Annotated in this window: 13 protein-coding genes, 1 tRNA gene and 1 pseudogene; 4 read left to right on the top strand and 11 right to left on the bottom strand. The window is 67.6% G+C overall.

Features of this window, described 5'->3' with window-relative positions:
* Positions 1 to 25: 25 nt before the first annotated feature.
* Positions 26 to 502: a GatB/YqeY domain-containing protein gene (locus tag AC0LPE_RS01890; RefSeq protein ID WP_016693221.1), complete on the bottom strand. Its 477-nt coding sequence runs from the start codon at positions 500 to 502 to the stop codon at positions 26 to 28.
* 66 nt (positions 503 to 568) lie between these two features.
* Between AC0LPE_RS01890 and AC0LPE_RS01885 the strand changes: the two genes are divergently transcribed.
* Together AC0LPE_RS01885 and AC0LPE_RS01880 are read left to right on the top strand one after the other, a co-directional pair.
* The gene (locus AC0LPE_RS01885; RefSeq protein ID WP_059383099.1) at positions 569 to 1,522 is read left to right on the top strand and encodes a metallophosphoesterase; all 954 of its coding nucleotides are present in this window, start codon (positions 569 to 571) and stop codon (positions 1,520 to 1,522) included.
* Between the two features lie 54 nt (positions 1,523 to 1,576).
* Positions 1,577 to 1,650 (top strand) — tRNA-Pro (locus AC0LPE_RS01880).
* A 64-nt stretch (positions 1,651 to 1,714) separates the two neighbouring features.
* Here AC0LPE_RS01880 and AC0LPE_RS01875 read toward each other — a convergent pair.
* A pseudogene (locus AC0LPE_RS01875) lies at positions 1,715 to 3,208 on the bottom strand (amino acid permease).
* Positions 3,209 to 3,581: 373 nt separating this feature from the next.
* Here AC0LPE_RS01875 and AC0LPE_RS01870 point away from each other — a divergent pair.
* On the top strand, positions 3,582 to 4,103 hold the full coding sequence (locus AC0LPE_RS01870; protein ID WP_490606299.1) for a YdcF family protein: 522 nt from the start codon (positions 3,582 to 3,584) through the stop codon (positions 4,101 to 4,103).
* Between the two features lie 9 nt (positions 4,104 to 4,112).
* On the opposite strand, the gene AC0LPE_RS01865 is transcribed toward AC0LPE_RS01870, so the two are convergent.
* From AC0LPE_RS01865 to AC0LPE_RS01845, 5 genes are all read right to left on the bottom strand, one after another.
* Entirely contained in the window at positions 4,113 to 5,861 is a 1,749-nt protein-coding gene (locus AC0LPE_RS01865; protein WP_229566874.1) for a cholesterol oxidase substrate-binding domain-containing protein, read from the bottom strand.
* Between the two features lie 76 nt (positions 5,862 to 5,937).
* Positions 5,938 to 6,771 (bottom strand): metal-dependent hydrolase, encoded by an 834-nt coding sequence (locus AC0LPE_RS01860; protein WP_088898844.1) that lies wholly within the window; start codon positions 6,769 to 6,771, stop codon positions 5,938 to 5,940.
* Positions 6,772 to 7,101: 330 nt separating this feature from the next.
* The gene (locus AC0LPE_RS01855; protein WP_490605506.1) at positions 7,102 to 8,562 is read right to left on the bottom strand and encodes a catalase; all 1,461 of its coding nucleotides are present in this window, start codon (positions 8,560 to 8,562) and stop codon (positions 7,102 to 7,104) included.
* Positions 8,563 to 8,657: 95 nt separating this feature from the next.
* Positions 8,658 to 9,092, bottom strand: a complete 435-nt coding sequence (locus tag AC0LPE_RS01850; protein WP_024102806.1) for a Fur family transcriptional regulator — start codon at positions 9,090 to 9,092, stop codon at positions 8,658 to 8,660.
* An 87-nt stretch (positions 9,093 to 9,179) separates the two neighbouring features.
* A complete protein-coding gene (locus AC0LPE_RS01845; protein WP_423660787.1) occupies positions 9,180 to 10,031 on the bottom strand; it encodes an SDR family NAD(P)-dependent oxidoreductase in 852 nt (283 codons plus the stop codon).
* Between the two features lie 186 nt (positions 10,032 to 10,217).
* On the opposite strand from AC0LPE_RS01845, the gene AC0LPE_RS01840 reads away from it, so the two are divergent.
* The gene (locus AC0LPE_RS01840) at positions 10,218 to 11,090 is read left to right on the top strand and encodes a helix-turn-helix transcriptional regulator (RefSeq protein WP_229566868.1); all 873 of its coding nucleotides are present in this window, start codon (positions 10,218 to 10,220) and stop codon (positions 11,088 to 11,090) included.
* Between the two features lies 1 nt (position 11,091).
* Here the strand turns inward: AC0LPE_RS01840 and AC0LPE_RS01835 are convergent, their stop codons facing one another.
* The 4 genes from AC0LPE_RS01835 to AC0LPE_RS01820 are packed head-to-tail and all read right to left on the bottom strand — an operon-like array spanning position 11,092 to position 15,506.
* Positions 11,092 to 11,724 (bottom strand): acetoacetate decarboxylase family protein, encoded by a 633-nt coding sequence (locus tag AC0LPE_RS01835; protein ID WP_229568238.1) that lies wholly within the window; start codon positions 11,722 to 11,724, stop codon positions 11,092 to 11,094.
* Entirely contained in the window at positions 11,717 to 13,429 is a 1,713-nt protein-coding gene (locus AC0LPE_RS01830) for an FAD-dependent oxidoreductase (RefSeq protein ID WP_423660789.1), read from the bottom strand. The genes AC0LPE_RS01835 and AC0LPE_RS01830 overlap by 8 nt, the downstream gene beginning before the upstream one ends.
* Positions 13,426 to 14,931, bottom strand: a complete 1,506-nt coding sequence (locus tag AC0LPE_RS01825) for a flavin-containing monooxygenase (RefSeq protein ID WP_490605505.1) — start codon at positions 14,929 to 14,931, stop codon at positions 13,426 to 13,428. The genes AC0LPE_RS01830 and AC0LPE_RS01825 overlap by 4 nt, the downstream gene beginning before the upstream one ends.
* Complete coding sequence (locus AC0LPE_RS01820; protein WP_059383106.1) at positions 14,928 to 15,506, bottom strand: TetR/AcrR family transcriptional regulator; 579 nt, start codon at positions 15,504 to 15,506, stop codon at positions 14,928 to 14,930. Before AC0LPE_RS01820 ends, AC0LPE_RS01825 begins: the two co-directional genes overlap by 4 nt.
* Positions 15,507 to 15,562 lie beyond the last annotated feature (56 nt).

Below are 15,562 nucleotides of genomic sequence, written 5' to 3'. Positions count from 1 at the left end.
GACCAGAACTGCGCGGCCGTTTCGGTTACAGGCGTGAACGCACGGCCGCGGACAGGCGCTTGCCGTCGGCCTTCCCTGCCGCGATCTCGGTGGCGGCCTTCATCACCTGGCCCATGTTCTTCGGACCCGGACGCGCGCCGATCTCCTCCGCGACGCGCGCGAGGGCGGTGTCGACGACATCGACGAGCTCGGCATCGGTCAGCGGGGTGGGCAGATACTCGTCGATGATGCGCGCTTCGGCGTGCTCCTTGGCCGCGAGCTCACCGCGGCCGTTCTCGGTGTAGACCTCGGCGGCCTCGCCACGCTTCTTCGACTCCTTCGCGAGGACCTTGAGCACCTCGTCGTCGGACAGCTCACGCGCCTCCTTGCCGGACACCGCCTCGTTCCGGACCGCCGCGAGCAGCATCCGGAGGGTCTCGGTCCGCAGTTTGTCCTTGTCCTTCATCGCTGCGGTCAGGTCCGTCCGCAGCCTGGATTCGAGGGAGGATGTGGTGTCGCTCATGCCGGAAACGCTACGCGGGGCAGGCGAACCACGTGCGAGGACCACGCACGGCGGTACGCTGGAGAAGTGCCTGACCTGTCTGCAATTCGCCGCGTAACCCTCGGTGCTGCCGGCGCCGCCGCTCTCGGCCTCGGTTACGCCACGTTGATCGAACGGAACGCGTTCACCCTTCGCGAGGTCACGGTGCCGGTGCTCGCGCCCGGCGCGTCGACACTGCGGGTCCTGCACATCAGCGACCTGCACATGACTCCCAACCAGAAGCTGAAACAGAACTGGTTGCGCGAGCTCGACGGCCTCGAGCCCGATCTCGTCGTGAACACGGGCGACAACCTGTCGCACCCGAAGGCCGTTCCGGCCGTCGTCCAGGCGCTCGGCGGACTCCTCGCCCGCCCGGGTCTGTTCGTCTTCGGGAGCAACGACTACTTCGCTCCCGTGCTGAAGAACCCGCTCGCCTACTTCGACAAGGACCACGACCGCGTCTACGGTCCTCCGCTCCCGTGGGGCGACCTGCGTGCGGCGTTCACCGAACGTGGCTGGCAGGACATGACGCACGTGCGCCGTGACATCGAGGTCGGCGGCGTACGCATCGCCGTCGGTGGTGTCGACGACCCGCATCTCGACCGCGACCGGTACGAGACGATCGCCGGTGCGGCCGATCCCTCGGCCGATCTGCGACTGGGCATGACGCACTCCCCCGAGCCTCGGGTGCTCGATCGCTTCGCCGAGGACGGCTACGACCTCGTCCTCGCCGGCCACACCCACGGCGGCCAGCTGTGCCTGCCGTTCTACGGCGCGCTGGTGACCAACTGCGGGATCGACCGGTCGCGGGTGAAGGGCGCGTCGCGCTGGGGTGCCCACATGCGACTGCACGTCTCCGCGGGCATCGGCACGTCGCCGTTCGCTCCCGCTCGGTTCTTCTGCCGTCCGGAGGCCACTCTGCTGACCCTCGTTCCGGCCTCGCGCGACACCGCGCAGCAGGCCAGCGGCGATGCGGCAGAGCGCGCCGGGTTACGTCGCTGACCAGCCGATTTAATCTTCTGCGGCCTCGTGTTGTAAGCTGACCGAGGTTCAATACGGGGTGTGGCGCAGCTTGGTAGCGCGCTTCGTTCGGGACGAAGAGGTCGTGGGTTCGAATCCCGCCACCCCGACTCGTGGAAGAACTCGTCAGGGCACTTTCTCCTCGCGGAGAAAGTGCCCTGATTGCTTTCCCGACTACGTTTCCGGGCCGGCCCGAACCCGGGATGGGGTCGCGAGGACGGAGTGGTTCCGGCTGTAGGCGAAGTAGATGATCAGGCCGAGGAGCATCCATGCCACGAACCGCAACCATGTCTCGACGGACAGATTCACCATGAGCCACACACAGGCGATCACCGCAAGGATGGGCACCAGAGGTACCAGCGGCACCAGGAACCCGCGTTCGAGGTCCGGTCGCGTGCGCCGCAACACGATCACGCCGATCGACACGAGTACGAACGCGAAGAGTGTGCCGATGTTGACCATCTCCTCGAGAGTGCCGAGCGGCACGAGCCCCGCGAGTACTGCGACGATCACCGCCACGAGCACCGTCGTGCGTACCGGAGTTCCATGGCTGCCCGTGTGGGAGAGCCCGCGTGGCATGAGTCCGTCCCGTGCCATCGCGAACAGCACCCTCGTCTGACCCAGCATCAGCACCATCACGACCGTGGTCAGACCCGCGAGGGCGCCGATCGAGATCAGGTTCTTGGCCCAGTCCATCCCGTTGAGTGCGAAGGCCGTCGCCAGTGTCGACTCGTCCCCTTCGAGCTCGGTGTAGTCGACCATGCCGGTGAGGACGAGGCTGACGGCCACGTACAGCACCGTCACGATCGCGAGCGAGCCGAGGATGCCGATCGGCACCGCCTTCTGCGGGTTGCGCGTTTCCTCGGCCGTGGTGGCGACGACGTCGAATCCGATGAACGCGAAGAACACCATGCTGGCTGCGGCCAACAACCCGTACCAGCCGAAGGTGCTGCCGCCTGCCCCGGTCGCGAACGAGAACAACGACTGGTGCAACCCCTCACCTGTGTCGCCGGCTTCCGAGGGCGGGACGAACGGCGAATAGTTCTCGGTCTCGATGTAGAAGGCGCCGAGAACCACCACGAACACCACCACTGCGATCTTGATCGACGTGATGACCAGTGAGACCCGGGACGAGAGTTTGGTTCCCGTGGCGAGCAGCACGCCGATCACCGCGACGATCAGGATCGCACCCCAGTCGATCTTCACCGGTCCGATCATGACGCTCGACGACACGGCCACGACCTCGTGGAGGTAGAGCTACCACCCCTTCGCCACCACCGCTGCGGCGAGGGCGAACTCGAGGATGAGATCCCATCCGATGATCCACGCGACGAACTCTCCGAAGGTCGCGAACGAGTAGGTGTAGGCACTGCCGGCGACAGGCACGGTCGAGGCGAACTCGGCGTAGCAGAGGGCTGCGAGCGCGCACGCGATCGCAGCGAACACGAAGGCCAGGGACACCGACGGACCGGCGACGTTACCCGCGGTGCGGGCGGTGAGCGTGAAGATGCCGGCGCCGATGACGACTGCGACGCCGAACACGATGAGATCCCAGGCGGTCAGGTCCTTGCGCAATTTCGAATCCGGTTCGTCCGTGTCACGGATGGACTGCTCCACCGACTTGGCACGCAGGAGTCCGGTCCTCGGGGTCCTACCGATCCGAGTCATCGCGATCCTCTCCCCGGAGGGGAACCCCATCGCTTCGGGCACGACCCGAGGTTGCGAGCTGTTCTGCCGCAGGGCGTAAGAGCAGAATAGGCCGCCATCCGCTCCTGGAACGGTGCTTCTGTGCAGGGAAAAGCGGATGCCGTGCCCGCGCAAAAGATTCTTCAAGTTTGTTTTAGGCACGAAAACAGACTTATATACCCTAAACTGAAACGCGGCACCGCACTCGCGAGACGCTCCGACTCCGGTCGGGGGGAACGGAAAACAGCGGATGACGCGACGACACAGGGCCTCCCGGCAGGACGCGCCGGAGAACTCCGGAGGTTCCACACTCACCAGGCCACGGCCCCGGCGACGACGGTGGTTCGCCGTCCTCGTGCTCGTGGCGTGCGCATTCATCGCTGCGGGAGTGCCCGTCTACGTGGCTCCGCAGATCGAGATCGAGAACCTGAGCCCGTACCGCCGCGCGGATGCGATCTTCGTCCTCGGCGGTGCGATCTACGAGCGTTATCCGTACGCCCTCGAACTCGCACTCGAAGGCTTCGCACCCGAGGTCGTGGTCTCGAATCCCAACGGCACGAAGGACGTCTGGTTGACGGACCTGTGCGACCACCCGCGTTACGAATTCCCCGTCACGTGCTTCGAGCCGGAGCCGGCGACCACACGCGGTGAAGCGATGGAACTGCGTCGCCTCGCGGAGCAGCGCGGCTGGGAGAGCGTCATCGTCGTGACGTTCGTGCCGCACGTCTCCCGCGCGCGCTTCATCCTCGACCGATGCTTCGACGGCGAGCTCATCATGGCCGCCAGCCCCGCCGACATCGCCCTGTCGTACTGGGCATGGGCGTACGCCTATCAGACCGCCGGCTACATGCGGGCCTTCTCGCACACGGGGTGCTGAGACGGGACGTCAGGGCAGCAACCGGTCGAGGAACCGGTTGCTGAACACCCGATGCGGGTCGTACTGCTCGAAGGCTGCGAGCGCGGCGTCCCAACCCTGGCCGGACGGCAACCCGGTGCGGTACATGGCCGGCACCGTCTCCCCGAGGAAACCGGGGTCGCGGTAGCCGCCCTGGTCGTCGAACGCCCAGCCCTTCGACCACTCGGAACGGAAGGTCGCGTAGTCGCCCGAGTAGTGGGCGGCCATCCACTGCTCCATCTCGCGGAAGAAGGCCGGCATCCCTGCCGTTCCGGGGATGGAGACCACGTTCATCCAGATCGCGGTGTCCCAGTCGGGGCGGTCGGGGCGGGGACGCACCGGCGACAGGTCCGGCACACCGGCAGCGTCGACGAGCACCTCGTCGGCGTCGTCGACCTTGCACAGACGCACCTCGAACGGCATGTTCACGGGGTACTGGCCGAGCGAGGCGTAGTGCGTCATCCGCTCGTGCAGCCACGTCGTGAACTCGTTGATGACGCGGGCGATGTTGTCGCGTCTCGTCACGACGACACCGCCGCCGGCGACCACGCGCAGGGTCGCGGCGCGCAGGTAGAACAGCAGGTCCTTGGACCAGCCCCACAGATCGTTCGTGCCGGTCGCTGCGAGTCCCGCTGCCACCGCTCCGAACTGCGACGCACCGAAGGCCGGTGTGACGCCCTGGGCGCCGCGCACGACCTGCCCCAGCAGGTCGGTGAGCTCCTCGGGCAGGCTGTCCGAGAAATAGTAGTTGTACGGGCCCTGCACCTCACGGGAGGCGGCGGGCTTCTCCGGGGAGACCGACCAGATCTTGAGCCAGGGTGTCTCGGTGAAGGGGAACCAGATCGCCTCGACCCGCCCGTGTTCCTCGACGTAGCGTTCGAAGGTGCGCCCCGGCGAGCCGGGCGGTGCGAACAGTTCGCGCCACGGGATGTCGGTGAAGCTCTGGCAGCGCACCCGGTAGTTCGCTCCGGCCTGCAACGTCACGGAGGTGACGAAGGTGCGTCCGAGGTGAGCGAGCACGGGTCCGATCTCCGGGTCGGCGCGGCGGAACTCGCGGAGTTCGTAGGCACCGGCCGACGGGTTCCACACCACGGCGGTCAGAGCCAGGACGAGATTGGACAGCGAGCCGAACGACTGGCCGGGGACCACCGTCTCCCCCGCTGCCGGGTAGGTGGCGCCGTGGGCACCGATCGACAGTGCCCCCGCGATGGAGATGTCCCCGATGGCCGGCGAGTTGGCCCACCCCAGTCCGTTCGCTTCGAGCGCGGTGAGGATCGCTTCGATGCTCGCGCCACCGCCGGCCGTCACGCGCGCAGGTGCGGCGCCCGCGTCGACGACGACCTGGTTGAGCTGCGACATGGTGTCGACCAGCACGACGTTCTCGATGTCCTGCCCGGCCTCGAGGGTGAGCGGACTCCAGCTGTGCATCGATCCGCGGGGACGGATCCGGAAGCCGTGGGCGTGTGCCCAGTTCGCGAGACGGACGACGTCGTCGGCGGTGCGCGCGGTCGCGGTCCACACCGCGTCGAACCGGATGGTCTTTGCCCAGTTGACGAACTGTTGCTGCGAGAGCGGGATGTCGGCCGGGAAGTCCGGCGGCGCCGGGATCGTGGCAGCCGGGTCGCCGAGCGGTACCGCACCCGCGAGCGTCCATCCCGTGCCTGCAAGGACGGCCGCTCCGGCGGCTGCTCCGAGAAGACCGCGACGACTGAGGGTGGGACCAGAGGCTCGAGCGCTCACGAGGGCGGGTTCCGTTCTGTTCTGCGGGCACGGACTCCGCAAAAATAGAACAAGTTCTCTTTATTCTCCAGTACCGCTACCGGTGTGCGGTGCCCTCGCTCCAGAACGACAGGCCCGACGCCTCCAACGTGCCGAGGATGTGTTCGGGCGCGCCGTCGACCGACCAGACGGCCATCGCGACCGCCGCAACGGTGAGAGCCGGACCGAGGATGCCGAGCTCGAACGGCCCACCCGCACGGATGGACAACGCCGACGGCAGCTTGATCTCCCACCAGCGCGACCCGCGCCAGGGCACGAACGGCGCGAGGAAGGGGATGCCCTCCTTGGTGATGGCGTCGCCGAGGCAGTGTGTCGCGCATCCGAGGGCCACCGCGACCCCCAGGCCCGTCGACGCGACCTCCTGCGGGAACCACGTCCACGACAGGATCGACAGCACTGCCGCGCTCAGGGTGACGACCACCCACCCGCGCTTCTTCGCCCACGATCCGAACAACCCACGCAACGCGAGACCGAGAGTGACGAACAGGACCCCGATGATCGCTTCCCTGCCGAAGCTCGCGACGAGCGCCGAGACTCCGGCTCCGAGCAGTGCCGCGAACAGCGCGGTGTGCGTCATGGTGCGGTGCCCGCCGCGCCGCTTCCGGTCGCGGCTGCCCTTGGTGAGCGAGTAGTAGCCGAGCGAGACCGCGTCGATGCCCTTGGCGAAGGTCTGGCTCACGGGCCCGAACGACCTCGCGACCGTCGACTGTGCCGTGTCGAGATCCGGAAGCAGGGCCGCCCCCGAACACACCGCCGCGAAGGCGAAGGTCTCCGCGGTGGACGCGGGTGCACCCCAGTCGGGAGGAAGCAGATCTGCGACGACGAGCCCCACCAGCGCCCCGGATACTGCATGGGTAGGACCCATCACCATGTCGGACAACACCTTTCGACGAACGAGCGCGAACCCGGCCCCGCGTGACGACGCCGGCCCGGATCTCCAACCTAACAACCACAGCCGACACAGCTGTCACACGCGTGTTCGAACAGCCGATATGTTCGCAGACGCCGGCAGGGCCGCCCACCGTAAGAGGTGGACGACCCTGCCGTCTGTGCCGGACTCCTCGTGTGCGAGGAAGATGGAGTTGTTGCCGTCGGATGGAGGGAGAGCGACATGGACACCACGCTGATCGTGCTGGCGCTGGCAGCCCTGATCTACTGGTGGGGACTGCTCTGATCCCGCCGCATCTCCCCCGGTGACGGGTCAGGCTCCGGCGCGCACGCCCGCCTCGACCCGCTTGCCGAGCTCCTCGTCGACGTTGCGCCAGTACTCGAAGATCCGCTCGTAGAGCGCCTCCGAGGTACCGCCGAGGACGTGTCCGACGATGTTGTTCACGAGGCGTTCGCGTGCCGCGTCGTCCATCACGTCGCGGACGAGGGTGCCCGCCTGACCGAAGTCGTCGTCCTCGGGGTGCTGCACGTATCCCGCACGCACGGCCTCGGTTCCGAAGTTCCACAGACCTTCGTCGCCGGCCCGCTCGGGATCGGCATGCGGACCACCGAAGCTGTTCGGCGCGTAGACCGGGGTCTGCGGATCGTTGAAGGTGTAGGCCATGTTGCCCTCCTTGCTGTAGGAGTCGACACGGGCGGCCTTCGCGGAGTTCACCGGCAGCTGTGCGTGGTTGACACCGATGCGGTAGCGGTGGGCGTCGGCGTAGGAGAACACGCGGCCGAGCAGCATCTTGTCGGGCGAGAATCCGATGCCCGGCACGACGTTCGACGGGGCGAACGCGGCCTGCTCGATCTCCGCGAAGAAGTTGCGCGGGTTGCGGTTCAAGGTCATGGTGCCGACCTTGATCAGGGGGTAGTCCTTCTGCGACCACACCTTGGTCAGGTCGAACGGGTTGAACCGGTAGTTCTCCGCCTCCGCGACCGGCATGATCTGCACGTGGAGCGTCCAGCTCGGGAACTCGCCGCGCTCGATCGCCGTGTAGAGGTCGGCGCGATGGTAGTCGGGATCCGAGCCGGCGAGGCGGTCGGCCTCGTCCTGGGTGAGGAACTCGATGCCCTGGTCGGTCTTGAAGTGGTACTTCACCCAGAAGCGCTCACCGTCGGCGTTGATCCACTGGTAGGTGTGCGAACCGAAGCCGTCCATGTGGCGCCACGTGCGCGGCAGGCCACGGTCACCCATCAGCCAGGTGACCTGGTGTGCGGTCTCGGGGCGCAGGGTCCAGAAGTCCCACTGCATCGTGTGGTCGCGCAGGCCGGAGCCGGGCAGACGCTTCTGCGAGTGGATGAAGTCGGGGAACTTGATCGGGTCCTTGATGAAGAAGATCGGCGTGTTGTTGCCGACCAGGTCGTAGTTCCCGTCCTCGGTGTAGAACTTCAGAGCGAAACCGCGCGGGTCGCGCCAGGTGTCGGGGCTGCCCTGTTCACCGGCGACCGTCGAGAAGCGTGCCAGCATCTCGGTTTTCGCGCCCGGCTGGAACAGCTTGGCCTTCGTGTAGGCGGAGACGTCCTCGGTGACGACGAGCTCACCGAACGCGCCGGCGCCCTTGGCGTGCACGACGCGCTCGGGCACCCGCTCGCGGTTGAAGTGCGCGAGCTTCTCGACCAGGTAGTGGTCGTGGAGCAGGATCGGGCCCTGGGTGCCGGCGGTCAGCGACTCGTTGTCGCTGGCGACGGGGATACCGACGTTGTTCGTGGTGTAACGGGCATTCGTCATGGTGACCTCCGAATACGGGTGTTCCGGGTCTCGGGACACGAAGCCGGTGGTTCGGCCCCGCGGAGGGGCCGGACCACCGGTGAAGCGAGTGGGCGCTAGTCGGCGCGGCAATCGGGGCACAGGCCCCAGAAGGTGACCTCTGCTTCGTCGATGACGAAGCCGTGGTCGTCGGACGGCGTCAGGCAGGGTGCGGCCCCGACGACGCAGTCGATGTCGACGACCGTGCCGCATGCGCGGCACACGAGGTGGTGGTGGTTGTCGCCGATGCGGGTCTCGTACCGTGCGGGTGATCCGGCCGGTTCGATCCGGCGGAGCAACCCGTTCCCCACGCATGCCTTGAGTACGTCGTACACGGCCTGCGTCGACACCGAGCCGAGTTCGTCGCGCACGTGGGCGGCGATTCCGTCCGCATCGGAATGCGGATGCTCGGCAACGGTTCTCAGTACGGCAACGCGGGGAGCGGTCACCCGCAGACCCACGGAGCGCAGTTGCTCCTTGGGGTCGAAGTGATGCTCGTGTCCTTGTTGCATGACACCAAGTATGCCCCTTTTCTGGAATAAGTCAAGAAAAGGATCGGTGCGGTGCCCGTCACGCCCCACTTCGGGTCTCCGATCGGATCAGAGGTCGGTGTGGTCGGTGCCCGCCAGCGCCCGGGATGCGTCGATGTCCGCCTGCAGGGCCTTCACCCGCGCCTCGGCGAACGAGAGCGAGTCCGAACCGAGGAACTGGTGCAGCGGAGCGGTACCCGAGACGGCGACCTCGATGATCGCGGCCGCGACCTTCACGGGATCTCCGAGCTGGGTCCCGTGCATCGCCCGGTGCGCCTCGGTCGTCTCCCGCACGGCCGGATACTCACCGAGTGTCGAATCGGGAAGTGCGAGCGAGTCGTTCGTCAGGAAATCGGTCCGCACGTATCCCGGCTCGATCAGGTTCACCCCGATACCGAGATCGGCGACCTCCGCGGCGAGCGCTTCCGTCAGGGCCTCGAGCGCGAACTTTCCCGCGCTGTAGAGTCCCCAGCCCGGGAAGGTCGTGAGCCCCAGGATCGACGAGACGTTGACGATGTGCCCGCGACGGTTGCTCCTGAACGCCGGAAGCGCCGCCCGCAGCACGTTCAGCACCCCGAAGATCTGCACGTCGAACATCGCGTGGGCGTCGGCATCGGCGATCTCCTCGACGGCGGAGAGATATCCGTAGCCGGCGTTGTTGACGATGACATCGAGTCCGCCGAAGTGCTCCCGGGTCTGCGCGACGGCCGCGGCGACCTGCTCCTGATCGGTCAGGTCGACCCGGAGCGGAAGGAGCCGGCCGGTACCGATGTAGTCGAGGGCGGCGGTCAGACGCTCGACCGAGCGCGTCGTGGCCGCAACGTCGTCGCCGCGCCGGAGGAGCTGAGCGACGATCTCGAGACCGAGACCCCGCGAGGCACCGGTGACGAACCAAGTTGTGGTGGTGGTGGATTCGAGCATGATTCTTGTCCTTTCGAATCTCCGGGGCGGGGTCCGCCGCCGGGGTGATTCCAGAATCCCGCTCGAACATGCCCCGTGGGAGCACACCGTCGGCCCTGCCCGTCCTGGTCTCCGGCAGCCTCGGATCCGGCAACATAGGACTGGGAGGACCAGGCACGATCGCCTTCCGGGAGAGACAATGACCGGGTGGCCGCTCCCAGAAATCACGAACTGGCGGACTTCCTGCGCCGTGCCCGCGCCGCACGCGAACCCGACGACGCCGGGCTGCCGGAGGACGGGCGCGTACGGCGGGTGCCGGGACTGCGGCGCGAAGAAGTCGCCCTGCTCGCCGGGGTGTCCACCGACTACTACACCCGACTCGAGCAGGGCCGTCGGATCGTCCCGTCACGCCAGGTTCTCGACGCGCTCGCGCGGGCCCTGGGTCTGGACGATGCGGGTCGCACCCATCTCGACGACCTGATCGGCGCGTCGACCCGACCCGGCCGACGCAGCCGCGGCGCGGTCCAACGCGTGCGGCCCGGCCTGTACCAACTGCTCGACGGTCTCGACTCGCAGCCCGCGCTGGTCCTCGGCCATCGCACCGACGTGCTCGCCACCAACCGGATGGCGCGGGCGTTGTTCGCCGACTTCGACGCGATGCCACCACGGGAGCGCAACTACGCGCGTTGGATGCTGCTGAGCCCGGAGGCCCGGAACCTGTTCGCCGACTGGGAACAACAGGCCCGGACGGCGGTGGAGAGTCTGCGCCTCGACGTCGGCACGACCCCCGACGACCCGCTGGCGCAACAACTGGTCGGTGAGCTCTCGCTCGCGAGTCCCGAGTTCCGGCATTGGTGGTCCGAGCACCAGGTCCACCGGCGCACGCACGGATCGAAGCACCTGAACCATCCGGTGGTCGGCGAGCTCACCGTGGACTTCGAATCGCTCACCTTCCCCGACGACCCGAACCAGACGTTGTTCCTCTACTCCACCGCGCCCGATTCATCGTCCCGCGAGGCGATGAACCTGCTGGCGTCGTGGGTGCAGCCGGCACCGCGGCGCACCCACGACACCGGCTGACCTACATACGCGACACGACTCGCGACGCGCCCGTGGACATCCGTCCGGAGGTGATGACGATGCCGTGGTGGGCGCCGGGGCGAAGCCAGCGGCTCAGCGTCGGTCCCTCCGCCGCGACGGTCACCCGTGCGTAGCGGAACTTCCCCCGCAGCCGGGCGGTGGCGCGTTCGACGGCGCCGCCGGGGATCGGCTGGGCGAAGGTCAGTCCACCCGCGATCGGCAGTTCCGGCCCCTTCGGCGCGGCCGAGGTGGCCACGCTCCATCGGGCGCCGGTCGCGGAGAAGTCGCCGAGGACGTCCCCGTCGAACTTCGCGAGTACCTTCGGCAGCTTCCAGTGCTCACGACCACCGTGTACCGACGGTTCGGAGTCGACGGCGATGAACGGCACCGCCATCGCCGGAATCACGCCACGACGCAGCACCGGGCTGGCCAGCACCTCGCGGTACGGCCCGACCGGCGAGTCGAGGTAGTCGACCATCATTGCGAGGGTGATGGGCAGGGTCGCGCCGGTCGGCCCGTACTGGGCGGCGTCCGGGGTGCTGCGATGCCACCACAGGGTGGCCCGCACGGCGGCCGGCCAGGGCGGTGGCGGCGAGACCGGATAGTCGGTGCGTTCGTCCTCGCTCTCAGGCACTGTCCAGAGCACGGGCGCTCTCCTTCCGAACGGGAGTGATGGGGAGTCGCAGCGCCGCCGGGGCCTCGACGGGCACGACCGGTCGCACGGGCTGCACGGGTTGCACGGGTTCGTAGGCCGACCCGAGCGGAGGCCGGTTGTCCTTCTCCCCCTTGTTCGGCCACAGCGCCAGCGCACGTTCGGCCTGCGCGGTGATCGTGAGGGACGGGTTCACGCCGAGGTTGGCGCTCACCGCGGAGCCGTCGACGACGTGCAGACCCTCGTGCCCGTAGACACGCAGGTACGGGTCGACGGTGCCGGTACGCGGTGAATCGCCGATCGCACACCCACCGAGGAAGTGTGCGGTCATCGGAATGTTGAACAGGTCGGCGATCGAACCGCCGGCGTCGCCGTCGATCTTGTCGGCGACGCGGCGAACCGCCTCGTGGCCCACCGGGATCCACTCGGGCGGCGGGGTGCCCGGCCCCTGCTTGCTGGTCAGGCCCCGGCCGATCGGCGTGCGCCGGGTCGCGAGCTCGAGCGAGTTGTCGTCGGTCTGCATGACCAGAGCGATGACCGTGCGCTCGGACCAGTTCCGCACCGACAGCGAGCGGAGGAAGGCAGCGGGATTCTTCGCGGCGACACCGAAGAACTTCAGCAGTCGCGGCATCCGCGTGCCACCGTCGACGAGCAGTGCCTGGAGCAGACCGATCAGGTTGCTGCCCTTGCCGTACCGCACCGGTTCGATGTGGGTGTGGTCGTCCGGATGGAAGGACGACGTGATGGCCACGCCCTTCGTGTAGTCGACGACGCGGTCCTGCGCGGTCGCGGCGAGCACCGCCTCGGAGTTGGTGCGCACCACGGTGCCGAGGGCCGGAGACAGGTTCGGCAGGTCGCCGGTCTCGCGGCTCGCGAGCAGCAGGCGCGCCGTGCCGTAGGTACCGGCGGCGATCACCACCTGGTCGGCGGTGAAGACCTTGCGGCGCTTCCTGATGCCGTTCGTGCTGCGGGTGTGGACCTCGTATCCACCACCGGCGCGGGGCACCACACGGGTCACCGTCGTGAGGGCGTGGATGTGCGCGCCGGCCTTCTCGGCGAGGTAGAGGTAGTTCTTGACGAGCGTGTTCTTCGCTCCCACACGGCAACCCGTCATGCAGCTGCCGCACTCGGTGCAGCCGGTGCGGTCGGGGCCGGCACCGCCGAAGAACGGGTCGGGCACCGTCCTGCCGGGCTCGTCGAAGAACACGCCGACCGGGGTCGTCGTGTAGGTGTGACCGACACCCATCTCGTCGGCGACCTGACGCATCACCTCGTCCGCGGGCGTGGTGCTGGGATTGGGTCGGACGCCGAGCATCCGTGCCGCCTGGTCGTAGTACGGGGTCAGTTCCGCTTCCCAGTCGGTGATGTGACCCCACTGCGGGTCGCGGAAGAACGGCGTCGGCGGCTTGTACAGGGTGTTGGCGTAGTTCAGCGACCCGCCGCCCACCCCCGCTCCGGCCATGACGAGCACATTGGGCAGCAGGTGCATGCGCTGCACCCCGTAGCACCCCAGCTGCGGTGCCCACAGGTACTTGCGCAGCCGCCAGCTCGTCTTGGGCAGCTCGTCGTCCTCGAAGCGCCGTCCGGCCTCGAGAACACCTACCTTGTATCCCTTCTCGGTGGCGCGCAGCGCTGCGACGCTGCCGCCGAATCCGGATCCGATGACGAGGACGTCGTAATGGGTCATGCGCCTGCTCCTGCCGTCGCGCGGTGCTCGGTGTAGCTCTCCGGGTCGAACTGCTTGGTCCGCGCCCGGTACTGCCACGTGAAGGTCGGCCACATCACGGAGTTGCGGCCCTTCTCGTCGATGTACCAGCTGCTGCAACCGCCCTGGTTCCAGACCGTGTTGTTCAGCGCCGGGTCGAGATCGGCGGTGTAGCGGCGCACCGCGTCGTCACGCACCTCCACGGCCGAGATGCCGCGACGCTCCATCGTGCGCAGCGCGTCGGAGATGTAATCGGCCTGGGATTCGAGCATGTACACGATCGAGCTGTGGCCGAGATTGGTGTTGGGGCCGTACATGAGGAACAGATTGGGGAAACCGGGCACGGTGATGCCGAGATAGGCCGAGGGGCTGCCGTCCCAGGTCTCGGCGAGGGTACGGCCGTCGCCACCGCGGATGTGGTGCGCGACGGGCGGTTCCGTCGGCGTGAAGCCGGTGCCGAAGATGATGGTGTCGACCGGGTACTCGGTGCCCTTGTCGTCGACGACGCCGTTCTCGGTGACCGCGGCCAGACCGGAGGACACCACGTCCACCTTCGGCCGGGTGATGGCGGGGAACCAGTCGTTGGACAACAGGATCCGCTTGCAGGTGATCGCGAAATCGGGGGTCAGGCGCTTGCGCAGCTCCGGATCGCGCACGTTCTTGCGCAGCACCTGCCGTGCCCGGACCTCGAACAGCGGCAGGAGGTACTTGCGGGCGAAGGGCTTCGTCATGCCGACGACGTAGATCTCCTTCTGCCCGTACACGAATCCGCGCATGAGCTTCTGCGCCACGGGGAAGCGCCGGTAGAGCGTGCGGACCGACCGCGCGATGACGTGGTCGTGCTTGGGCATCACCCAGGAGGCCGTGCGCTGGAACAGCGTGAGGTGTTCGACGCGGTCGACGATCGCCGGCACGAACTGGATGGCCGACGCGCCGGTGCCGATGACGGCGACACGCTCACCCGTGAGGTCGTGGTCGTGATCCCATTCGGACGAGTGGAACTTCTTGCCGCGGAACAACTCCAGGCCGGGAACCTTCGGGTAGGTGGGCGTGGAGAGGGCACCGGTCGCGGCGACGAGCACGTCGGCCGTCAGGTCACCGCGGGAGGTGGAGATCCGCCACACGGCACGCTCGGCGTCCCACTGGGCCTCGCGCAGTTCGCACCCGAACATCGTCCGGTCGGTCACGCCCTGCTCACGTGCGACGCGGCGGAGGTACGCGTAGATCTCCTCCTGGGTGCCGTGCGCTCGCGACCAGTCGGGTTCGGGCGCAAAGGAGAACGAGTACAGCGCACTCGGAACATCGCATGCGGCACCGGGATAGGTGTTCACGCGCCAGGTTCCGCCGACGTCGTCACCGCGCTCGAGGACGAGGACGTCGGCATCGGAGTTCTCGCGCAACAGTGTTGCGGTCATGCCGATGCCGCCGAAGCCCGCGCCGACGACGAGCGTGTGCACGTGATCGGGAAGCAGTGCGAGACTCATTTCATCACCAGCGCCTTCCAGACCGGGAGCAGGCGCTCCCGGAATTCTCGATCGGATTCGGGGGTACGCATCAGGGCCGAGACGGCGAAGCCCCGGGCGATCTCGATGCTGAGGTCGATGTGGTCGGGCGAGACCCTGTCGCCCATGATCTCCAGGCAACCCGTGCGGAGCGCGTCCGAGACCTTGCGTTCGAGCGGGATCATCGCCTCGTGCAGGGACGGATCGGTCCGCGCCGCGACCCACAGTTCGAGCGCTGCGGCGAAGAGCGGACCGGAGAAGGCGTCCATGAGCGCCTCGAAGCCGTGCTCCGGATCGGGCCGTTTCTCGAGGATCTCCTGCAGCCGCTTGTCGACGAGGTGCTCGACCGCCGCGACGACAAGGTTCTCCTTCGTCGGGAAGTGGTGGAGCTGGGCGCCTCGCGAGACTCCGGCACGTTTGGCGATGCCCTGCGTGCTGGTGCCCGAGTAGCCGTGCTCGACGAGCGAGTCGACCGCGGCGTCGAGCAGCTTGGCTCGCGTCGCGGCGGTGCGTTGCGCCTGGGTACGACCACCGTTCGGCGCAGTGTCCTGGATCACGCTTCGCAGCGTAACGGGAAAACAACAAACAGTCCAGACTGCTTGTAAATGTTTCT

The sequence above is a fragment of the Rhodococcus sp. S3 genome, from assembly GCF_058211795.1.
Note: the sequence above shows the minus strand (reverse complement) of the source record. Positions and strands in the feature narration are given on the sequence as shown.